Genomic DNA, 20,338 nt, shown 5'->3' on the forward strand with positions numbered 1-20,338 from the left:
GATTACTGACTAGATGTTTATCTAGCGGTTAAGGTTCTTCTTGAAAGTGTCTTTACACTTGACCTTAACTCTCACGTTTCCTTTCTAGATTATAGCGTGAGACCAGACTATCACATCCACTTAATTAAAAGTGGTTCTCTTATTTAGTCGTTCAGCGTAATTTATGTTTGTGATTGTTTATGTTCGTAGATATAGTTGTTAATTGGTATAGATTTTTCGATTGCTCTTACCAACTTGTTTTTACTACAGTTGGCAAAATTACACGCTTCTTTGTAACTGTTGAAAGAAATGATTTCATTTGTATCAATGTTTTTAGATATTACTGATACAGAACCACCATGTCTATTAGTTTTCAAAGAATAGTCTTTTAAAGGATTATAGTTTTTAGAAAATATCCAAACACAATTATTTGTACTTTTTCTATTTCCATTACAAACAGCAGATATTGACCTTAGTTTTGAATTTGTTTCAATACTCGCTTGTGTTAATGAATCATATTCCTTAATCAACTCTCCATTTTTGTTGAATTGCATAACCTTTTTGCTCGAATCTTCTCTTTCTAATTCTTTTATTTCATTACGCTTTTCATAAGACCATAAAAATCCACCTACAGATTTTCTACCATATTCTCCAGAGCATAAAGAACTTATGTGTGTATCATTTAGACCTAACTCTTTAGCAACTAGTTTTACATATGACCATTCTTTGATAAAATTACCATCTAAATCATACTGATAAACCTTTTTGCTATTAGGATTATTTTCACCTTTAAATCCTTCATATCCAGAATTCCCATCTCCACCAAGATTTCTATTGTAGCCTTTTTTAAAACTGTTATATAATTGAATGTATAATTGTTCTTTTACATTCAACTCATTTTTCGAAAAAGCTACATCAAATACTTCATTAACAATAAAATTATTAAACCCATATTTTTCTATAGAACTAAGAAGATGTTTATTATGTTGAAATCCGTTCGTATATAAATCTTTGTGATATTTATATACTCTTTCTATACCATTTCCCCTTCTAGAATATCTTTCATCAAACCCTTGTACAGTTTGACCTATATAAATTTTTCCATTTATTCTATTTTCAATTTTATATATTATTCCATATATATCTATATTCCCTATTTTCATTTTAATCACCTTCAAATAATTATATCATTGTTCGTTTATTTTGTCAATTCTTAACCATTTGGGTTATAACTAATATCTTATAATCTAATCACAAATATAAATCTTCGCCCTTGTTGTCCATCTCTGGATTTCCAAGTCAATTAAAGAGAATTTTTTCATGGTGGTTTATTTGTTATGCCACCATGCCCCTATTTTCGAAAAGGGCATTACCTATACTCTCTGCTGAAAGCCTAGTCTTGGAAGAAATTACTGTAGCAGTCGAAGCTAATTCTTCAAACTCAACACCAACTGCCTTAGCACTGAATGATGAATATTGAAGAATTTTTGCTATTTCAGCAAAACTTGTTGAATAATTGTTATCCAGTGTCATAAGAACATCATTAACGTGTTCTATACTCTCAGCTTGTAAGTCATATCCATTTTTTATTGCTATAAGCTGTTCAGATGTAGTCTTAGAATCTTGACCACTTATCTTACTAGCTACAATATTTTGTTTAACCATTTCTTTTGTAGTGGCATTATCATAACCAGCCCTAAGCATTTCCTCAGCACCAGCCATAACTTCTAAATTGGTAGAACTCATTTCCTTAGCAAGTTGTTTAAAATCATTTGTAATATTTTTAAGTTCATCACCAGTTTTGCCAGTAACCATTGAAACGTTAGTCATAGCCTTATCCATTTGCATTGTATAATCAACAGCATTTCTCATTTGTTTAGAAAATTCGTTCATAACACCAGCAACGCCAACAAAAGCCATAGCTTTTTGAGCAGAGTTTTTAAGTGCTGTTCCTAAACCATTGGCATCTTTAGTTGTTTCTTTTAAAGCATTGTTTTTAGCAATGTTCGTCATTTCAGCATTTAGTTTTTTAGCTTCACTGCTTAAAGAACCAAGCCCAGCTTTATTAAGTTGAGAAGTTCCATTTTTCAATTCTTCTACTTCTTTTTGCATTTTATTCATTAAAGAAACAAATTGCTCAGATTCTGCCTTTGGAACTAATTTACCATACTTTGTTTTTAAGTTGTCAAATTGTTGTTGGTACTTTATAATTTCATTTTCCATCTTTTGTACAGCAAGTTCTGCCTTAGACATTTCGCTAACAAACTTCTGTACATCTGTTGCATTGTTAGGATTTATAGAACTTAATTTAGATTGTCCTTTTGCAAGATAATCTTTTGACAAAATCCCATTGTTTTTTATTTGACCAAAAGTACCTTCTAAAGTGTTCTTGGTTGCGAGAAATTGTTTATTCATATCTTGTTGCTGTTTTATATTATCCGAATATGCTAAGTTTACAGTTGAAAAAGTTTTTACCAAAACATTATTTGTTTCATCTAATTCAGATTTCCACTTCATAGTTTCAGTTACAACTTTATTCATTGTTTGGTCAATATATGTTATAGTAGCTGATTTTATTCCACCTTCTGAATCAGTATTAAGCTTAACTTTCGCAAGGGCATCGGCTTCGGCTCTGATTTTCGCAACTCTTTTCTCTAGGGCATTTATTCCTTCCCAACTCATTTGAGATTTATCTGTTTTATAGATAGTCTCTCTTTCTTGTCTTTTGATTTGTTCCATCAATTCTTTTTCTTGTTGGGCTATCTTTTGCTTTTCAAAAAGCTGTTTCCTCATTATCTCAACTGATTGGTCTTTGGCAGTAAGGCTTTTTAGATTAAAAGTGCCATCAGTCATCGTGTATTTCATTTCATGCAATACATTATTAACATCAAGAAGTTTCATTTTTAAAGTATCTAACTCGCCAGTATTAGGATTAAATACTTGCTCTGTAATCTTTAAATCTCCTAATTGCTTATACTTGACTATAAGTCCATCCATGTCAATAGTTGCTTTTTCTATATGACCTTTAAGGGCTGTGTCATCTATTTTTATATCAACACCCTTTTTGGCTTTTGCATCAAATTCTTTCAATAAGTTGTCAAACTCTTGTTTACTTTGAGCAATACTTGCTTTATCTAAAAAGATTTTCAAGCCTTGATTAATTTCAGACATTTATTTTATCACTCCTTTCTATAAAAGAAGCAATAAAATACTTCTTTTATCTGTTATACTTCACTTGGTCTATTGTTAATAATTTCTATACGAACTCCAATCCCCATTCTTTCTCTTATGAGTTCTTCTGCTCTTTCTAAGTAATGTCTACCTTCATAATCATGAAATTGGTCGCTTGTATTTTCCCAAAGTGTTTCTGTATGTCCTTCTTGAACCCAATAAGGAACTGCTTCACTAACATTTCTGCTATAATCATATACAGATTTGTAGTTTAGTTTTGAACTATCTATGTAAACATAAATGTTTCCATTAGCATCAATCTTGCTACTAACACTTTTCACCAAATCATCTGTTCTATCATATATTTCTGGGGAATAAGATTCGTATACTGTTTCTAATATTGCATCTCTTAAACATTCTTTTGCGACAAGTTCTACTTGTCTTGCAATTTGTCTTAATTGATTTCTTATCGCACTATCAACTGAACTCATAGATTATTCCTCTATCAACTCTTCTTTTTCTTGGTTTTCATTCTCCAATATTTTCTCTAATTGCTCTATCTTTTCTATATCTATAAATTCTTTGTGTTTTTCTTGAACCTTTAACATATTTTCATGAACTTCGCTCATTGATTTAACTCTTGTAAAATAGTCATCTAACGAAGATGTTACAAGGTTTAAAACGTGTTCAAATCCATTTCTAGGTGTTCCTATTAACCCACAAAATTCTTCATATTCAATATTCATGTCTACAGAAACTATTAAAGGAAATATCTTAAATAAAACCTCATTATCACTTATCTTTCCTTCTCCAATTTCTGCAACAATTTCTTTAGCTTTTTCAGTATTTATTTCATATGGAATTATTTCACCTTCTACTTTAGGTTCAATATATTCAACTCCATTATTTGTAAAAATTAACTTTCTACATTGTAAAAAATCTGACATTTTAATCATTTAATATTACACTCCTTTTCATTCATATAGAGAAAAAATAGGGAGGACACTTAAAAAAGACAAAGCATCCTTTTAAATATATCCTCCCTATTTTTTTATTAGTTGATTATATCAACCATTACAAACTTAACTCCATCTTTAGTCATTATACGTTCTGCTAGAACGTCAAACTCCATATCGAAAGCTGTAACATTTTCAGCACTTGCTTCTATTCTAAAGCTAGTAGCTGGTGTAACACTTCCAAATCTGTAAGTTTCAACTTCAACAATACCTTCTTGGTCTGTCTTGTAAACTTTTAACCAAGCTTCAAACATAATTGGTTTAGTATTACCATAGTAAGACATTTTTTGTTTATCTTCTGCTTTAACATAACCATCCAACCAGAAAATTGTCGCTTTTGTAACACCACCAAGTTTGATTGTTTTAGTAGCATTATCAAAAGCATACTCACCAGTAGAAGGTGTTTCACCAGATGCTTTCTTGTATTCAGTCTTTCTATCTTCTGAATAAACTTTCATGTCTCTTACTGGAATATCTGCATCGTCAATAGCTGGTGAAACACCACTATCATCAGTTTTTAATTCAAGAGTATTTAACAGTTCTATTCCATTTCCAGCACCTTTTTCAACTACTCCTAAATCATAAACTTCTTTTCTAATATAATCAGAAGTAGTTTCTGCTTTAACATTTAATTTTCCAGTAGCTGGTTTTAGGAAAGAAACCGCTGGAATACCTTGTATTCTTGCTTGAAACAGTTCTTTAGTAATATCACTTTCAGCACTGTTTATATGACTAAAGTCTATAACTTTACCATTGTCTTTTCTTTTAAGTATAAGTTGTGGAACTGAACCCACTGCATACAAAGTTTGATATGCCATATTTATCACTCCTTATTTAATTTGTTTGTTTATTTTAAGAAGTCTATTAAAGACCTTCTTTTCGCAATTTATCACTCCAATGTATTAAATCTAATTCTTTGAAGCCCTTTTCTGTAACATGAGGTATTTGACTTACATTTTGCTCGTATGTTTGTTTGTAATATAATGCTTTATATCTTTGATGTAATTGAAATACAGTATAATCAAGAATTTGTTCGTAATTACCATCACAACCATTTGAATGAACAACAAAAGCAAATATTGTTTCAAATTCAGAATAATATTTCTCTTCACTCTTTCGTTTTAATGCTTCAATTTTTTCTCTCTCAGCCAGAATTTTCTCCATTTGTCTTTTAACTTCTTCATTTGGATAAACTCTAGGTTTTGCATTTTCAAGTTCGTAATAGCTTGTACAAGAAGTATATCTAACGACATTACAGATTTCATCAAATATAACGCTATCTATTATAAAATCTTTTCCATCTTTTTTAAAAGATAAAGTAAAATCGTCCTCATTCACAACTATTTCATCTTTTATATTTAAAAAGAATTTTAATGATTCTATTGCCTTTTCCAATATATGATTTTTTTCCATCATATATTGTTCGCATATGTAGTGCCTTATAAAAACCTCCAACATACTCATATTGTCAAGTTGTGTTTGTGTAGTTGTAAGATGTGTTCTTAGCATCGTTTGAGTTTTTAATTCGTACAAAAATTCTATGTTTTCACTACCTAAACCACCTAACACTTCATCATTTAAACCTTTTTCAAAGTCTAAATAAGCTTTGTGGTTAGCATTTATTTCTCCCATAGCAATATCATCAACGATATTAAAAGCAAAGAATGTCTTTGGATATCTGGCAAATGCTATAAGTTCTTTATGCCAATCTTCACCAATATCCATTATTTCCTCAATTTGAATTTGTCTTATATTTAATCCACAATCAAGTTTGAATGGGGTTTTCAAATATTTTTGAAGTTTATTCATCAAGCCACCTAAATATCAAATTTATTTGAGTTATTATAATTATTGTATTTATAATGGAATGATGTAACTGTTTCATAAATCAAGTTCATTCCATCCCATTCTTTTTGAGTGGATAGAGTTTTTGTTCCTTTTGGAATCATAGTAAAACCTTCATTCAACCAAGGATTTCCATTTATTCTTTTATCAATAATACTACAAATAGTATTAAATCTATTTCCATAATCAGTATATATACAAGAATTGTGAATAAGAATTGTAAAAACTAGACTCATTTTTTGTGTATTTAACCTACCAAATATTGGTGAATTGATTAATCTTACAAGTATAATTATTTCTGATTCATTTTCAACGTTTAACATTCTATTTGAAAAGTATATTTTAGGAATAATTGGTTTATTGTCTTGACCCAGCACTGGGGTTTCTTTTTCAAACAATATATATGGATTTGGTATACTAGGTTGGTCTAAATAATTTGGTTGAGGATAGTAAATAGCCTTTTGTAAATCTTCATTTTCAACAAACATAAATTTAATCTTGTCCATAATTACTTGTTTTTTATCAAAAAAATTCATATAACCCAACCTCCTTACTTAGTCAACTTAATTGTTTCTTTTATAGTTGTATTTGTTTTCGACTCAAAAAAGCTTATTACAAGAGAACCTAAATTTCCACCATTATTTTTAATTGTTATTTGATTTTCAATTGAGGTATCTATAGCTATCTTTGTAACATCTGTTACATTAGAAGTGTCAACTGCTATATTATATGCTGTTCCAACATTTTGATTATTAACATACTTCTTACATACATATGTCTTAGCGACAAATCTTTTTATAGTATAGTCATCATTCATCAAATCTTTATTGTCTATATAGTATTGAATATCAGTAGATGAAGCTTCATCTAAACAGATGATAGTGAATGTAGCTATATCTGTAAAATTATCTTCTTCATACGTTACTTTCAGTACGTTTTTACCATATTTAGTGATTTTAAATTTATCACCATTTCTCTCCAAAGTAGGACACTCTCTCATATCATATTCAACATTTTTAACAGTGTAAGGTAATCCATCTTTGGTTATTTGTATGGGTAGAGTAAATTCTTCACTAATGTTATAAGTAAGAACTTTTTCATAAGAAAGTTTGATGTTTGGTCTTTTAAAATATTTGTATCTATCTGCCATAAGAATATCATCAGCATTAAAATCTCTATAGTTTTCTTGCATAACGATTCTTAGAGTTCCTTCTTTAACTCCATAACCACTATAAAGACTGTTTTCTCCATCTATTTTAACAACCTTAAAATGTCTTCTATCCAAGAATAATCTTTGGTCTTGGGCTATGCTTAAAGTATTATCATTTACTTGAACTAGAATATTACCCATACTTGAACTAGCAGTAAAATCTTCTAATTTACTCTGACCAATTCCATACTGAGTAGAATCTCTAAATACACAATATTGTGTGATTATATTTCTATCAACATCTAAGAAGTAAACCTTATCTTTACATTTTTGAACAATCATAGATGAAACATTTGTTTTTGTATTATGAGTTTCAATACAAATCCATACGAATTCATGTTCAGAATCTCCGAATTTAAAATACTGACCAACTCTAGCCCTATAACTTATGTTTTGAAATGATATTCTTTTAAAATCATCACTATTGTATAAGTTAGTCATTAAGTTTGACTTTGAAATACCTTTATTAATTCTTACTGAAACATCTTCATATTCATCAGTCAACCCTATTTGTGCCTTTATATTGAAAGCATTTCCAGAGACAGTAAAATCTCTATCAGAGACTTTTTGTGTTAAATCTTTATAATATTCTGTATGAGTTTGTGGAAGGACTGACATATAACTTATTTTTGCATTATAAGCCAACTTTATCACCTTCCCCTTCCTCTCTTATCAAAAGATTTCTTGATTTCTCAACCAAGTCCAAACATTGAAATGTCTTTCTTTTTATACTTTTAAAACTTCCCATAGATAATATGCTTTGTAAATTAAACACCAATTCTAAATTAATTGGAACTTGTAACATTTTATCCATAGCTATTAATTCTTCTATAAGTGATTCTATATATTTAGATAGGTTAGGGTCATAATTTTCTCTTAGTGGAATTATTTTAAATATTTTCCCTTTCAACTTATCTAAATAATTTGCTAAATCTTCATTCCTTATCGCTTTTTCATATATAGTCATCATGGCTTGTCGATATAGGTAATGTACCAACTATATTCATTTATAAGGCTTTTCGTTTCCTTTTCCAAGCCTTTTCTTCTTCTTTCTAAAGCATCAAGCATATTAGCTTCACTTATTCTTTTAAAATCTACATCTGTAACAGATGGTCTAAGATTCAATAAACTATTAACTTCTCTTTCAAGCCATATTAAAACCATTAAACTTGCTAATATATTCATAACATCTTCATCTATTAATTCAGTAAATTCCATTAAAATATCGTCAGAAACTTGGCTCAATGTTTTATTCGATTTTCCAACTTTACACTGTCTAAATCTAGTTCTTGCAAATTTTAAATACATAACTACATTTTCTTCATAATCAGTAATACTTTTGTTAAATAAAGCATCTAATTCATAGTCTTTAATTAGCGTGTCAAATCTTTCAAAAATATCTGAATATTTTGTACCCATATCTCCACCTCCCTTCAAGAAAATATCTTATATTATTTCCACTCTAATATACTTGCCATCTCTTTTATATTAACTCCTAAAATTTCAGAAACAAAATCCAATTTTCCTCTGTTTAGAGCGTATCTAGTATCATTTGAATTTATTCCATTGATAAATAGATATTTAATAGATTCTTTTTGTTCCTTTGTAGCATTTTTAAGTGTTTTAGTAATTTCAGCTTCACTTTTTTCTATAAGTTTTGTCATTTCGTCATGTGTCATTAAATGTTTATATTCTTCTTCAAGACCTAACATTTTCATTGCCTTTTTATCATGAACATAGAATAATCCTTCTCTAGCCCACTCAGCATATTCAGTAACAACATGGATTACATTTTCATATGACATAACTCTAGTAACTCCGAATGAAGGGAATTTAAAAGCTGTGTTATGCACTCCGAAAAGTGTTAAACCACCATCAAATAAATTTGTAACCTTTATCATTTTATTCATCGGAATCTCTATAAAATCTTCCTCATTATCTTCTTCAACATTATTTTCCATTGTATATTCAACAGCAGTTTGTTGAACAGTTTGTTTTTGCATAGCTTGAAATTGTTGCATGAACATACTCATTTGTGCTTTCATATCTTCCAATTCCTTTTTAAGTTCTTCCTTTTCTTTATCTACTTTTGGGGTATTCTTCTTTGGTTCTACCACCTTTTCATTTTTGACTTCTTCATTTTTCTTATTTGCCATTCCTTTTCTCTCCTTTTCAATCACAATAATAAATAAAACAGACAGAAGAAAATTCCTCTGTCTGCAATATTTTTATTAAATACTATTTTAATTTTAATATTAAGCTAACTTCATTATTCCATGTCTAAAGCTTGATACAGCCTTTAAGTCATACTTCTTGTTGAAAGAGTATTGGAATAAAGTAGAAGCAGAATTCATTGGATTAGTTTCAAATACAAGTGCTTCTCCTTCAAAACCGATAGTTATTAACTTATCTGCTCCTTGTGATGCTATGATAACCATGTTGTCATCTAATAGTAATTCACCTTCTGTGTTTGGTTTAACAACTTGTGGTAAAGCTACCAAAGAAGTTCCCATGTATTCACCTAAGTATCCCTTAGCGTTGTATTCAGCACCTAAGCCGAACTTTAAGTATTGGTCATCTGGTAATAATTTGCTTAATGCAACTTGAGTACCGAAAGCAACAGCTTTAGCGTTTCCGTTCATAGCTGTAACTTTTTGAGCAAGTTTAACGAATCCATCTTTAGAGAAGTTTGCTTCTTTTAAAGTTGTTGGTAAAGTAGCGTAAGTACCAGTTAAAACATTATAAATGTCAGTGTACATTTTAGTTTCAAATGATAAAGCAACTCTTACTAACCAGTTTCCTAAATTAACCTTTCCAGCAAGAACTCTGTAAAAATCTTCTTCTATAGTGATGTTCTTGTTAGTTGGAGTTAGTGGAACTTGATTGTTGTAGATTCTTTGTGGCTTACCAAACGCTATTCCATCTGCTAATTCAGATACAACGAATAAGTCATTGTTAGGAACTCCAATTAATAGAGAATCTCCCCAAGCAGCGTTCTTAACATTAACGAATTTTCCCATAGAATCAGCTATAGTAGCTGGAAGAACAACATCTAATATTTCAGAAACGATAGCGAAAGCTTCTGTTCTAATGAATGGTTTCTTGAAAGCTTCTCCTTCTGCAAAGTGGTCTACATTTAAACCTAATCTCTTAACAGCTTCTTTTTCAAGTCTATCCATGAATTTCTTTTCTTTATCTTCATAACTACCTATTGCAAACTCTGCATATTCTTTCTTATCAGCGTGAAGGTAAGCATAGTGCTTAAATAACTCAACTCCACCTTGAACTAAGTCCTTTGATTCTTGTGAGAATCCTAAAAATCTTGTACTATGATTTGTTATAGCCTTTATTGCCATATTGATACACCTCTTCTTTTTAAATTATTTTTTTTATTTTAACGTTCTAGTTATTTCCAATATAAAAAAGAGAGATAAAACCCCTCTTTTATTTGTTTATTTTATTAATTGTCTATTAAGCTTTTATAACTCTAACAACATATCCTTCGATAGTCTTTAAATTAGAACCATTACCAACTCTTACAACTCTCTTATCATTTTCAATTACACAAGCTAATGGAGAAGTAGCTAAATCAGTCTTTAAACCAGCTTTAAATTTAAGTTGTCCTACTTCTGGAATTAAATACTCATTAACCGCTGGTGTTCCACTTACACCATCTTTAGATATGAAGAAAGTATCTCCTTTAACTGGTTTGAATATTCTACAAGGTCTTCCCTTTAAAACTTGGAATAATGTTGGGTCTTCTACTCCTTGAAGTCTTCCAAACCCTTCTAATTCAATTATAATTGGTGCATTTACCATATAAATTGAATCTACTTCTAGGTCTGCAATTTTACCAACTTTATAAGTTGATTCACTAACACCTCTTTCTCTAAGAGCAACTAGCATTCCATTTTCTAAAACTTCTTCACAAACCCCAGATGTTAATAGTGATGGGTCTGTATCCGCCATTAATAATTCTTTTACAAATAATTGTGCCATAATTCAATACACTCCTTTTAAAATTAAATTTATTTTTTTATTTATTGATTAACGTTTATTTATCTTCATCATCCCATTTTTCGAATATTGAAGTATATACTTTCTTTTCTGTTTTTTCAGTTTTTGGGTCTTCTGTCTTAGGAATAGTTATCCTTCCAAGACCAGATGGTTCAGTAGTTGACATACTTGAAAATCTCTTGAAAGCAAGGTCTTTTATTTTATTTTCAAATGCAGAATAATCTTCTTTAGATTTTAAGTTTTCAATTAAGTCATTTAATTCACCAACTTCTTCTTGTGAGAATTTCTTTTCAACTGTTACAAGGCTTTCTTTAGCTTTAGAAACTAATGCTTCTACTTCTTGTTTTTCAGCTAAAGCTTTAAATTCAGCAAGTTTTGATTCAAGAGTTTCAACTTTAGATTCGACAGTTTCTTTTTCTGCTTTTATTGCTTCAAATTTTTCTCCTAAAGTTATTGTAGAATCTTTTGCTTCTTCTAAAGATTTGTTTAACTCTCCAACTTGTCTATTCAATTCAAGATTTTCTTTGATTATTTTATCCGTTGAATATTTTTCTGCTGAAAACTCTTCTTCCTCATCGTCATCAGAATCTTCATCATCTTCATCATCGGAATCTTTGCCCTCTATTGGTTCTTCGCCCTCATCTTCTTCATTTTTAACCACTTCACTCTCGGACTCTTCATCTTCAAATTCAGTTGTTTCTACTATTGGAGAATAAGTAACTTTTGCCTTTTTTGCACTTTCAAAGTCTATATTAGGAACATCTCCACTCATAGTATAAGATAGCATAACTATAGTACCAGATTGATTATCATAAGCATATACATATTGCTCATCAAAATCTCTAAACCAGAATCTTACACAATCGTAAACATAACTTCCATCTCTCATTTCAAACTTATATTCCCTACAAACCCTATCAAAAGCATCAGCTAATTGCATTGCTGTAAGACTGAAATTTTTTGCTATTTCACTTTTCTTCAACTTCTTTTCACCTTCCTTTTCTTTAAAACTATTTTTATTTATATCTGTATCAACTCCAATATCTTCAATCGGTTCTTCAACTGGATTTTCGGTTGGTTCTTCAATACTAGAATTTCCAGAAAATGCTCTTTCAATAGAATCATTTAACTCTTTAAGTCTATCAATAGATTTTTCAGAGAATGATAATTCTATTTGTGAACCCTTCATACCTTCTGGTATATCAGATGATAACAAAGTTACACATAGTAATTTCCAAGATTTAATTTGATAAACACCTCTTTTTTCATCAGCATCTCCATCTAAAACCTCTAATTCAACACTACAAGCCCTTTTGTTATCATTTGCATTTTCTAATATATCTACTGCTCCATTGGAATAATATCTGTAAATATATCCATCTACTTCTACAAATGTTTTATCATATTTTTTGTCATATACAAACTTTGCATTGCAATGACGTGGTTCTACAATCCCAAGAATTTGCTCATCTTCATCGTGACCAGAAAAGTCTTTTTCACCCCTTCTATTTCTAGAAAATCCAGCAACAATAGGGATTCCAGCTATAGAATTTGTAACATATTTCTTAAAATCTCTCTTCAAATCTTTTAAAAGAATTTCTGAGTTATTTGCATTAATACCATCGTGCATTAATTTGAGGTGAACTTTTGCCAATCTATCATCTTCTTCAAATGCTTTTATTTCAAACTCTTCGATTGGAATAGACAAATGTTTGTTTTTACTCATCTAATTCACCTCCTTTAAAAGCAAAGTTTATTTCCATAACTAATCTTAGATAAATCAACTTCATCAAAACAAAGTTTTTCATTATTTTGAAATATGTAAACAATATTATTGTTTTTATTAAACTTACCTACACAAGTCATGGATTTTTTTAATTTTTCATATATATCAGAATCAGATGTATATATGAATTTTTTCTTGTCCACTATATCACCACCTACATCTTTCTATCTCCGTTGTTTATACTATCATCTGTTTTATCAGTAATTTGACTTCTACTGTCTTTTTTATTTAACATATCATTAGTGTTTGTGGTGTAACTACTCATCAATGGAATTAACTTGCTCTTAGTATCAAGTATTCTTTCCATTTCTAAACAACCTTCAAATTCTGCTTGTGTCATTCCAGCACTAGCAACAAGTTTTGTTATTGGGAATCCATTTGTAGCTAAATCTTTATACATATTCACAATATCTTTTTCTGTAAATTTAGTTGTATTAACAAAGTTTGCTCTCCATCTGTAGCTTTTAATTTCTTTTCTTAATATATAATTTAAGAATGATATTAATTGAGGAACTAATGTAGCTTCTAATTTTGTAGCATCTGCATAATGCGACAACATAACCGCTACCGCACCACCATCAACTCCACCGCCCATAACATTCTGATTTATACCAACACTATCAAAGAAGTTGCTTTGACCAGTGCCAACAATATTATCTTTTGTTTGAGCATTTTTACTAAAATCAACTACTTTGGTGTCATCGAATACTGATACCGCACTCGTAACTCCTTTAGGAACACTTGATTGAATTGAACTATTAAATATATTAGCCATATCAGCGGTTATATTTAATTCGTTATGACCACTAGCATCTTTTTGAAATCCTACTTTATTCAATAGCAATTTCCAGTTTCCAATTACCGCACTATCAAAATACATCTGCTTATAGTTTTCTATAGCAAGAGCATCATTGAATAACCCAGCTAATGGAGGTTTTGAAACTGCTGTATCTAGGTCATATTTAAAAACCCAACCAAATCCTACTGGAAGTTCTTTCCAATAAGCATAATACCCATCATGATTTTTCATTGTTTCAACATCAAGTGGTTCTGGAATTATTCCTTTTTGACAACATTCCATTTCTGTAAGTGCATCTTCCCACCATTCGCCATATTGACGTACGTCAACACCAACCTTTTTAAACCATAACATATTAAAACTTAATAAATACATATTAAGTTCTTTACTCCATGCTGTAATTTTACAATACTCTCTAGGAAGTGGTACAAGTCTATATCCATAGTCATCATCACATTTTGCTAGATAATAGAATTTTGAATCTTCCATAATGATACCTTCACCAAGTTTGTGACCCAGTGCATTAAGTTCCATAGCATCTATCAAATTTATAGCTTTATAATAGGACTTTTTAAAATCTTCTTCTTTTTTATCAAATTCATCAATCCCTACTGGATATGTGTAACAATTATATTTATTTATATTTGCATAATGCTCTACTGCATTTTGATACTGCAATATTACATTTTTAATATAATATGATAAAGATACTAAACTATCTTCATTATTTTGAGGTGCTTGTAACATTGTATTAACTTCTTCTCTAGTATATTTCTTAGGTAAAGAAGTCAATGTTTTTAACACTTCATTAGCTATGTAAGGATTCATAGTCATTAAATTCATTCCAGTCATAGCTTGAAACATTGAGAACATTTCCAATTCGCTTTTAGGTCTATTCATATTTATAGCATCAAGTGGATTAAAATCCTTTTTAACCTTAGCATTTGCATAGGATTTTCTGGACTTTCTATTACCATTTGCCATTCATCTTCCTCCTTTCTGATATATTGTAATTAATATTGAGTAGGTCTACTTCCCCACCCAATCATATACTCTGATAAATCACTCTTCTTAGGAGTTTTCTTTCTTAACATATCTTGTCTCCTAAGTTCATATAATTTGTGAGCCAACATTATTAAAACGTCCGCTCGGTCATCTTTCGCATTAACTTTTGGATTCGCATATTTTACAATAGTTCCAGTTGTAGTATCTTTAATCCCTTGGAACTGTAATATCTCTGATTTCATTGCATCTATATTGATTAATGCTAATCTTTCATCAAGTGATAGTTGTCTATTAACCAGTTCATATACTGGCTTACCATCTTCTCCAACTTCTCCCTCAACTTTTTTCTCAACTATTATATGGTCTTTTCCATCAAATTCTTTTGGGAATTTAATTAAGTCCATTGACATTAACTCTACTAACTCTGAACACATTTGAAATTTATTTGCAGTAGTAGCTTTTACAAGCTTAAACCTTCTACTAGCATTAGGATATTTAGGGGCTTCTTCTTTATAAGTATCATGCTTGTCATCAATAAAGCCTTTATGAGTTTCACCAGTCAAATCTTGCCAATCCTCTAATAATAAATCGGCAAGAGACATACCTTGTCCACCAGCACCTCCATCCATTAACATCTCTTCAATGTTTTCATAGTCTGGAACACCTTCGCCATTGTAATCTAATACATAACGTTGGATTTTCTTTAATTGTTCTGGAATCTTTATGGACATTTTCTTAGATTTACTTCCATCTAAGAAGTTTACACAATTGACTATCTCTCCGTATAAGCCAATCTTATCATCTCTTCTAACTCTCATAACTCCTAATATATTGTTATCCCCAGAACGTGCTGGGTCATTTGCAATTATAAATTTCTCTGTACTGTCAGTATTACTAAGCACTGGCAATTGGAAAGTTGAATTTTTAATTATACTAGCATTTTTAACCATTTGGTCTTCTGATTCAGCATAAGGAAAATTGTAATACTCTCTTTGAGCCTTTTGCGGATTAACTTTCATTTCATCATCTATTTGTGACTGCTTTAATAGCGGTGTAAATGGTTTTCCATCTAACAATGGTGCTAAAGGAATCCTACAATCCATAGAAGTTACAAAATATCTTCTATCACCAGCAAACATTTTTAAAGCGTAATCTTGGAATTTTTTATAGAATAAACACTCCGTATCATTCATTGATGATGCAAAGAGAAGTTGTGTAGGGCATTTTGACTTTTCTGTCCTTGGGTCATATCCATCATCCGTACTTGTTTGGAAATCTGTATTTTGTGTTGCAAAGGCGATAGCAGAAACTAAAAGTTCTTCTGAGGTAAATGCACTTTCATCAAAGAAAACTAGAGTGCTTCTCTTACTTCTTACGTTATCTGGGTCACTATTTAGTGTGTAAATAGCACTGTCATTATAAGCCTTAACAACGTGACTTGATTTGTCATGCACAAAACCAGTTTTACAAGCTGGGCTTTTTACTGTTTCATTTGCAACTATGTCCTTTAAACCCTTGATAGATTGTATTCTCTGTAAAACAATGTCTTCAAGCTTCTTGAAGCACTCAATACTTTGAGAACCAACTGAACCAATTATATAAATTTGTTGCCCTTCAAACAATAACCATTTTAATATCATAAATATTGATGCTAAGAAAGACTTTCCAAAGTTACGTGAACATGCTAAAACACTGTATTCGGCTATCCAAGCATTTTGTAGAATAACTTTTTGTGCATCAAGTCAAAGTAGCTTAATTCCTAACAAGTCCTCACACGCTATATTTGGATTCCTCCTATAAAAAGCAATTATTTCAGCATTACTTTCGTACAGTTCTCGCTTTCTCGCAGATAGCATATCTTTTGAACGTTTACCATTAAGCTTCATCTTTGTATCACTCCTTTTCGATACATAGATTTTAACCACCCATATACCTATGTTTTAGCGTGTGGTCAAGTATCTACTCAACTATTTAAAGTTGATTTGTATATAAACTGTATTATTTACGCTATTTTATTCGTTTATTTTATTATCCTTGTGTATTTTCAGAAATAATCTCTTTTAAATCTCTAACTTCACAAGCTAACTTTCTATTATCCTCTTTTAAATCTAGTATTTGTTCTTGGTATTGTTGCATCATATTTCTTTGATGAACAAAAACTTCGTTTTGTTTATTTTCATCAAACTTTATAATTTCTAATATAGATTGATTACTAATATCCAAGGATTGTCTCATACCATATGCTTTATTCATATCGTAATAATCTTGCTCTGCTCTATCAAAACCAGTTTCCCTAAGTTTTTTCATCGTAGCAGTTAAGTTGTTATTTTGATTTTTAGCACCACTTCTATGTTTAGAAGCAATCTGGTTTTCTTTAGATAATTTATCATTAACACCATTTAATTCTTTTTTTGTATTAGTTAAATCCTTGATGGTGTTGGAATTATCTATAAAGTCTTGTATTGTCTTTGACAATGACGTTATTCCCATATCACATTTTCTTATTTGTAAGTTGTTTGAAACTATTTGTATAACAACAGAAACCTTGAATTGGTCTTCTTGTGTATCTTCATCTAAATAACCAGATAATTCTGGATACAAGAATTTTTGGTCTTCAATATTATTAGTTTCAAATGGGTCATAACCCAAAACATTTAAACAGTGGTCTTTCGCCTTTTGCTGTTCATCAGTCATTTCATTAGGGTCAATCTCAACTGTTTCAACAGTTCCATCTTCTTTTTCTTTTTCCACTATTTTAATAGCAACTTCCTCTACATTATCATCATGAAGTGGGTCACTATCATCAAAAGAATCACATTTAATATCCATTTTTTTTATAATAGCAGAATTCAACTTTGTGACATATGCTCCGAAGTAGTTACTAGCTTTTCCTTTTGTAGCTTGTGAGATAACTCCTTTGTAAGCTGATTCTATAAAGGCATAATCTAATTTTCTGCAAGTATAATATATTGCAAGTCTTTCATCTTCATATTTATTGTAATAATCATCATAAATACCCCACATACAAGTTTTGCATACAGAGTGTCTTCCATCATTATGTAAAGAAGATTTACTCATGTAAAACTTATTAGGATTCATTGTTTCTCCGCATTTAGAACAAGTTTTATCTAAAACTTGTTCTTCAACTGCTTTAGCTTTAGCCACGAGCCAAACCTCCTTTTCAATTCTTTATTGTTTTCTTTCTCTTTTCTGTTATATTCATTTACGAGGATATTGTATAAGAGTTATTGTAATTGAACATCTTTTATAAGTTCAACTTTTCCATCTGCAAGTATAGCTATTGTTTGAGTAGCCATTGTACCGCAACCAAACTTGACAGAATAGTCATTGTAACCACTTAGACAACCAGAAGTAATAATGTATCTTCCATTGTTTTCTGATTCCATTCTAAAGTTGTGCCAATGTCCTCTGAACAATATATCTATAAAATCTTCATTAATAGATATATCTGCTTGTAATAATTCTTTAGGGTCTTTTATTCTCTCATCACCATGAATGAATTTACATTTAACCCCAGCTATTTCTTTGTATAATTCTAAAGATAATAAACCATCTTGATTTATCTTCAATCTTTCTTTTAATATAGGGTTATCACAATAATCCATTATATCTTGAAGATTTCTTAATAACACAGTATTTGCATTATCATTCTTCATAGACACGTTTTTATCACCCATACTTCTGTCATGATTTCCAGAAATACCATCAAATTCTACATAGCAAACCTTTGAAAGATTTACTAACATATTCATAATTAATCTTTGAGTTTCTGATATTTGTACAGATTGATTGAATTCAATGTTTTGATGCTGATTAGGTCTCATGTAACAATGTTCAATTAAGTCACCAGTTGAAACTACATATACCTTTTCAATATCATACATTTCTATGTATTTATAAGCTTCTTGCATAAGCTTGTCTATTCTTTGTTTGGCAATTTCTAAATTGTAACTATTCTTTTTGCAATTATCAATAATCAGTCCTATATGCCAATCCGACAACTGTATAACCATAGCTTTGTTATTTGTGAATTCTATTGGCTTAAAGTCATAATTTTCAACAAGCATTGTAAAATCATTTTCTTTCCAATAATCTTTTATATCATTAGCTACTTGAATACTTCTGATAAATTCATCTTTTATCTTCTTCAATTGCCTATTTTCAGTTCTAATTTCAGCTTTCTTTATGTCCATCTCTCCGATTATGTCTTTTACTTCGTTTAATTTTGAAGTAGGTAATTTCGCCATTTCTTCTTCATCCATAAGTTCAATAAGTCTTTTCATACCATACATTCTCTTACGAACTTCACTTGAATTGAAACAGTTACCTTCTCCAAATAGTGTTTCACTTAATTCTTCGTAGTCTGTATCTATTGTCTTATTTACTAATTTTCCTAAAACTATATTTTTAACCTTCTTAAATTCGCTCATCTTAGCACACTCCTTTTTATCCCATCTTTTTGAAATACAAAAAAGAGTAGCAAGGGGGGGAGTGCTACTCTTCATATCTATATATTAAATTGTGATAATTTCTTATGTTATAATATTTAGTTTTTATATAAAGATACTAATACCAATACTAATATCTTTATATAAAAACTAATAAAATGTTGTTTTTATTAGTTTTTACATCTATTTAAATCAAGTAACCAGTTTGACCTAAATGAGAAATTAATTTTTATCAATGATAGAATTAATTATTATTATAAATGGTCTGAGCGGAGGGATTTGAACCCTCGACCTCGTAGCCCCAAACTACGCCTTCTACCGCTGAACTACACCCAGATATTGATAGCACCACATTTTATAATCCCTTGCATGGATTGGGTATGCACCACTGTTATAAGAGCGTGGACTCTAGCCTAGCTATCTTTTTGTTCTTTCGGCTTTTTATTGGTAGTGGAGAAGAGATTTGAACTCTTGACTTTCGGCTTATGAAACCGACTATCTAACCAACTGATATACTCCACTATAAATGGTGGAAGTGGTAGGAATTGAACCTACGGTGTATCTTACGTAACAGATTTACAGTCTGCTGTCCTCGCCACTAGACATACACTTCCATATAATTGGCGGAAAGTGAGGGACTTGAACCCCCATCGGCTATTAACCTACATTAGTTTTCAAGACTAATCTCTTACCAATTAGAGTAACTTTCCTTATTATTGGCGGAGAGTGAGTGATTCGAACACTCGGAGGTTTTACCCTCACTTGTTTAGCAAACAAGCACCATAAACCACTCGGACAACTCTCCATATTATTGGCATGGGTGGAAGGATTTGAACCTTCGATACATAGTTTTGGAGACTATTGCCTTACCACTTGGCTACACCCATATATTATTGGAGCAAGTAGTGGGGATTGAACCCACATCATCTGATTGGAAGTCAGATATAATAACCATTATATTATACTTGCATATTATACAGTATCCACTTTATTGACCATACTGCGGTGAATCTTGTACTTCGATTCTTTATAGTGGTTCAT

General features: G+C 30.5%; 19 protein-coding genes and 7 tRNA genes. All 26 read right to left on the bottom strand.

Annotated elements, in window-relative coordinates; all coding sequences use genetic code 11:
* Nucleotides 1–161: 161 nt before the first annotated feature.
* Nucleotides 162–1,142 (bottom strand): NUMOD1 domain-containing DNA-binding protein, encoded by a 981-nt coding sequence (locus ACZJV1_RS20130; protein WP_463652272.1) that lies wholly within the window; start codon nt 1,140–1,142, stop codon nt 162–164.
* 172 nt (nt 1,143–1,314) lie between these two features.
* Nucleotides 1,315–3,150, bottom strand: coding sequence for a phage tail tape measure protein (locus tag ACZJV1_RS20135; RefSeq protein ID WP_463652273.1), 1,836 nt, complete (start codon nt 3,148–3,150; stop codon nt 1,315–1,317).
* Between the two features lie 53 nt (nt 3,151–3,203).
* Nucleotides 3,204–3,641 carry a hypothetical protein gene (locus tag ACZJV1_RS20140; RefSeq protein WP_463652274.1) on the bottom strand — a complete coding sequence of 146 codons (438 nt, stop codon included), beginning with the start codon at nt 3,639–3,641 and terminating at the stop codon, nt 3,204–3,206.
* Nucleotides 3,642–3,644: 3 nt separating this feature from the next.
* Nucleotides 3,645–4,106, bottom strand: coding sequence for a hypothetical protein (locus ACZJV1_RS20145; protein WP_463652275.1), 462 nt, complete (start codon nt 4,104–4,106; stop codon nt 3,645–3,647).
* Nucleotides 4,107–4,204: 98 nt separating this feature from the next.
* Nucleotides 4,205–4,984: a hypothetical protein gene (locus ACZJV1_RS20150; protein WP_463652276.1), complete on the bottom strand. Its 780-nt coding sequence runs from the start codon at nt 4,982–4,984 to the stop codon at nt 4,205–4,207.
* Nucleotides 4,985–5,030: 46 nt separating this feature from the next.
* Entirely contained in the window at nt 5,031–5,975 is a 945-nt protein-coding gene (locus ACZJV1_RS20155; protein WP_463652277.1) for a hypothetical protein, read from the bottom strand.
* 8 nt (nt 5,976–5,983) lie between these two features.
* Nucleotides 5,984–6,547, bottom strand: coding sequence for a hypothetical protein (locus ACZJV1_RS20160; protein WP_463652278.1), 564 nt, complete (start codon nt 6,545–6,547; stop codon nt 5,984–5,986).
* 14 nt (nt 6,548–6,561) lie between these two features.
* A complete protein-coding gene (locus tag ACZJV1_RS20165; protein ID WP_463652279.1) occupies nt 6,562–7,875 on the bottom strand; it encodes a hypothetical protein in 1,314 nt (437 codons plus the stop codon).
* Complete coding sequence (locus ACZJV1_RS20170; RefSeq protein ID WP_463652280.1) at nt 7,856–8,188, bottom strand: hypothetical protein; 333 nt, start codon at nt 8,186–8,188, stop codon at nt 7,856–7,858. Before ACZJV1_RS20170 ends, ACZJV1_RS20165 begins: the two co-directional genes overlap by 20 nt.
* The gene (locus tag ACZJV1_RS20175; protein ID WP_463652281.1) at nt 8,188–8,640 is read right to left on the bottom strand and encodes a hypothetical protein; all 453 of its coding nucleotides are present in this window, start codon (nt 8,638–8,640) and stop codon (nt 8,188–8,190) included. The genes ACZJV1_RS20170 and ACZJV1_RS20175 overlap by 1 nt, the downstream gene beginning before the upstream one ends.
* Before the next feature lie 32 nt (nt 8,641–8,672).
* Nucleotides 8,673–9,377: a hypothetical protein gene (locus ACZJV1_RS20180; protein ID WP_463652282.1), complete on the bottom strand. Its 705-nt coding sequence runs from the start codon at nt 9,375–9,377 to the stop codon at nt 8,673–8,675.
* Nucleotides 9,378–9,476: 99 nt separating this feature from the next.
* The gene (locus ACZJV1_RS20185; RefSeq protein ID WP_463652283.1) at nt 9,477–10,577 is read right to left on the bottom strand and encodes a hypothetical protein; all 1,101 of its coding nucleotides are present in this window, start codon (nt 10,575–10,577) and stop codon (nt 9,477–9,479) included.
* Between the two features lie 115 nt (nt 10,578–10,692).
* A complete protein-coding gene (locus ACZJV1_RS20190; RefSeq protein WP_463652284.1) occupies nt 10,693–11,220 on the bottom strand; it encodes a hypothetical protein in 528 nt (175 codons plus the stop codon).
* A 55-nt stretch (nt 11,221–11,275) separates the two neighbouring features.
* On the bottom strand, nt 11,276–12,964 hold the full coding sequence (locus ACZJV1_RS20195; RefSeq protein WP_463652285.1) for a zinc ribbon domain-containing protein: 1,689 nt from the start codon (nt 12,962–12,964) through the stop codon (nt 11,276–11,278).
* Nucleotides 12,965–12,978: 14 nt separating this feature from the next.
* Nucleotides 12,979–13,167 carry a hypothetical protein gene (locus ACZJV1_RS20200; protein WP_463652286.1) on the bottom strand — a complete coding sequence of 63 codons (189 nt, stop codon included), beginning with the start codon at nt 13,165–13,167 and terminating at the stop codon, nt 12,979–12,981.
* An 11-nt stretch (nt 13,168–13,178) separates the two neighbouring features.
* Nucleotides 13,179–14,807, bottom strand: a complete 1,629-nt coding sequence (locus ACZJV1_RS20205; RefSeq protein ID WP_463652287.1) for a hypothetical protein — start codon at nt 14,805–14,807, stop codon at nt 13,179–13,181.
* A 29-nt stretch (nt 14,808–14,836) separates the two neighbouring features.
* Entirely contained in the window at nt 14,837–16,468 is a 1,632-nt protein-coding gene (locus tag ACZJV1_RS20210) for a hypothetical protein (protein ID WP_463652288.1), read from the bottom strand.
* A 388-nt stretch (nt 16,469–16,856) separates the two neighbouring features.
* Nucleotides 16,857–17,993 carry a hypothetical protein gene (locus ACZJV1_RS20215; protein WP_463652289.1) on the bottom strand — a complete coding sequence of 379 codons (1,137 nt, stop codon included), beginning with the start codon at nt 17,991–17,993 and terminating at the stop codon, nt 16,857–16,859.
* An 80-nt stretch (nt 17,994–18,073) separates the two neighbouring features.
* Nucleotides 18,074–19,279, bottom strand: a complete 1,206-nt coding sequence (locus tag ACZJV1_RS20220; protein ID WP_463652290.1) for a hypothetical protein — start codon at nt 19,277–19,279, stop codon at nt 18,074–18,076.
* Nucleotides 19,280–19,558: 279 nt separating this feature from the next.
* A tRNA-Pro gene (locus ACZJV1_RS20225) sits at nt 19,559–19,633 on the bottom strand.
* 109 nt (nt 19,634–19,742) lie between these two features.
* A tRNA-Met gene (locus tag ACZJV1_RS20230) sits at nt 19,743–19,819 on the bottom strand.
* Between the two features lie 5 nt (nt 19,820–19,824).
* Nucleotides 19,825–19,911 (bottom strand) — tRNA-Tyr (locus tag ACZJV1_RS20235).
* 7 nt (nt 19,912–19,918) lie between these two features.
* Nucleotides 19,919–20,007, bottom strand: a tRNA-Ser gene (locus tag ACZJV1_RS20240).
* 7 nt (nt 20,008–20,014) lie between these two features.
* Nucleotides 20,015–20,102: transfer RNA gene (locus ACZJV1_RS20245), tRNA-Ser, on the bottom strand.
* Nucleotides 20,103–20,109: 7 nt separating this feature from the next.
* Nucleotides 20,110–20,184: transfer RNA gene (locus ACZJV1_RS20250), tRNA-Trp, on the bottom strand.
* Between the two features lie 7 nt (nt 20,185–20,191).
* A tRNA-Gly gene (locus ACZJV1_RS20255) sits at nt 20,192–20,266 on the bottom strand.
* Nucleotides 20,267–20,338 lie beyond the last annotated feature (72 nt).

This window comes from Clostridium sp. LS3 (genome assembly GCF_055330225.1).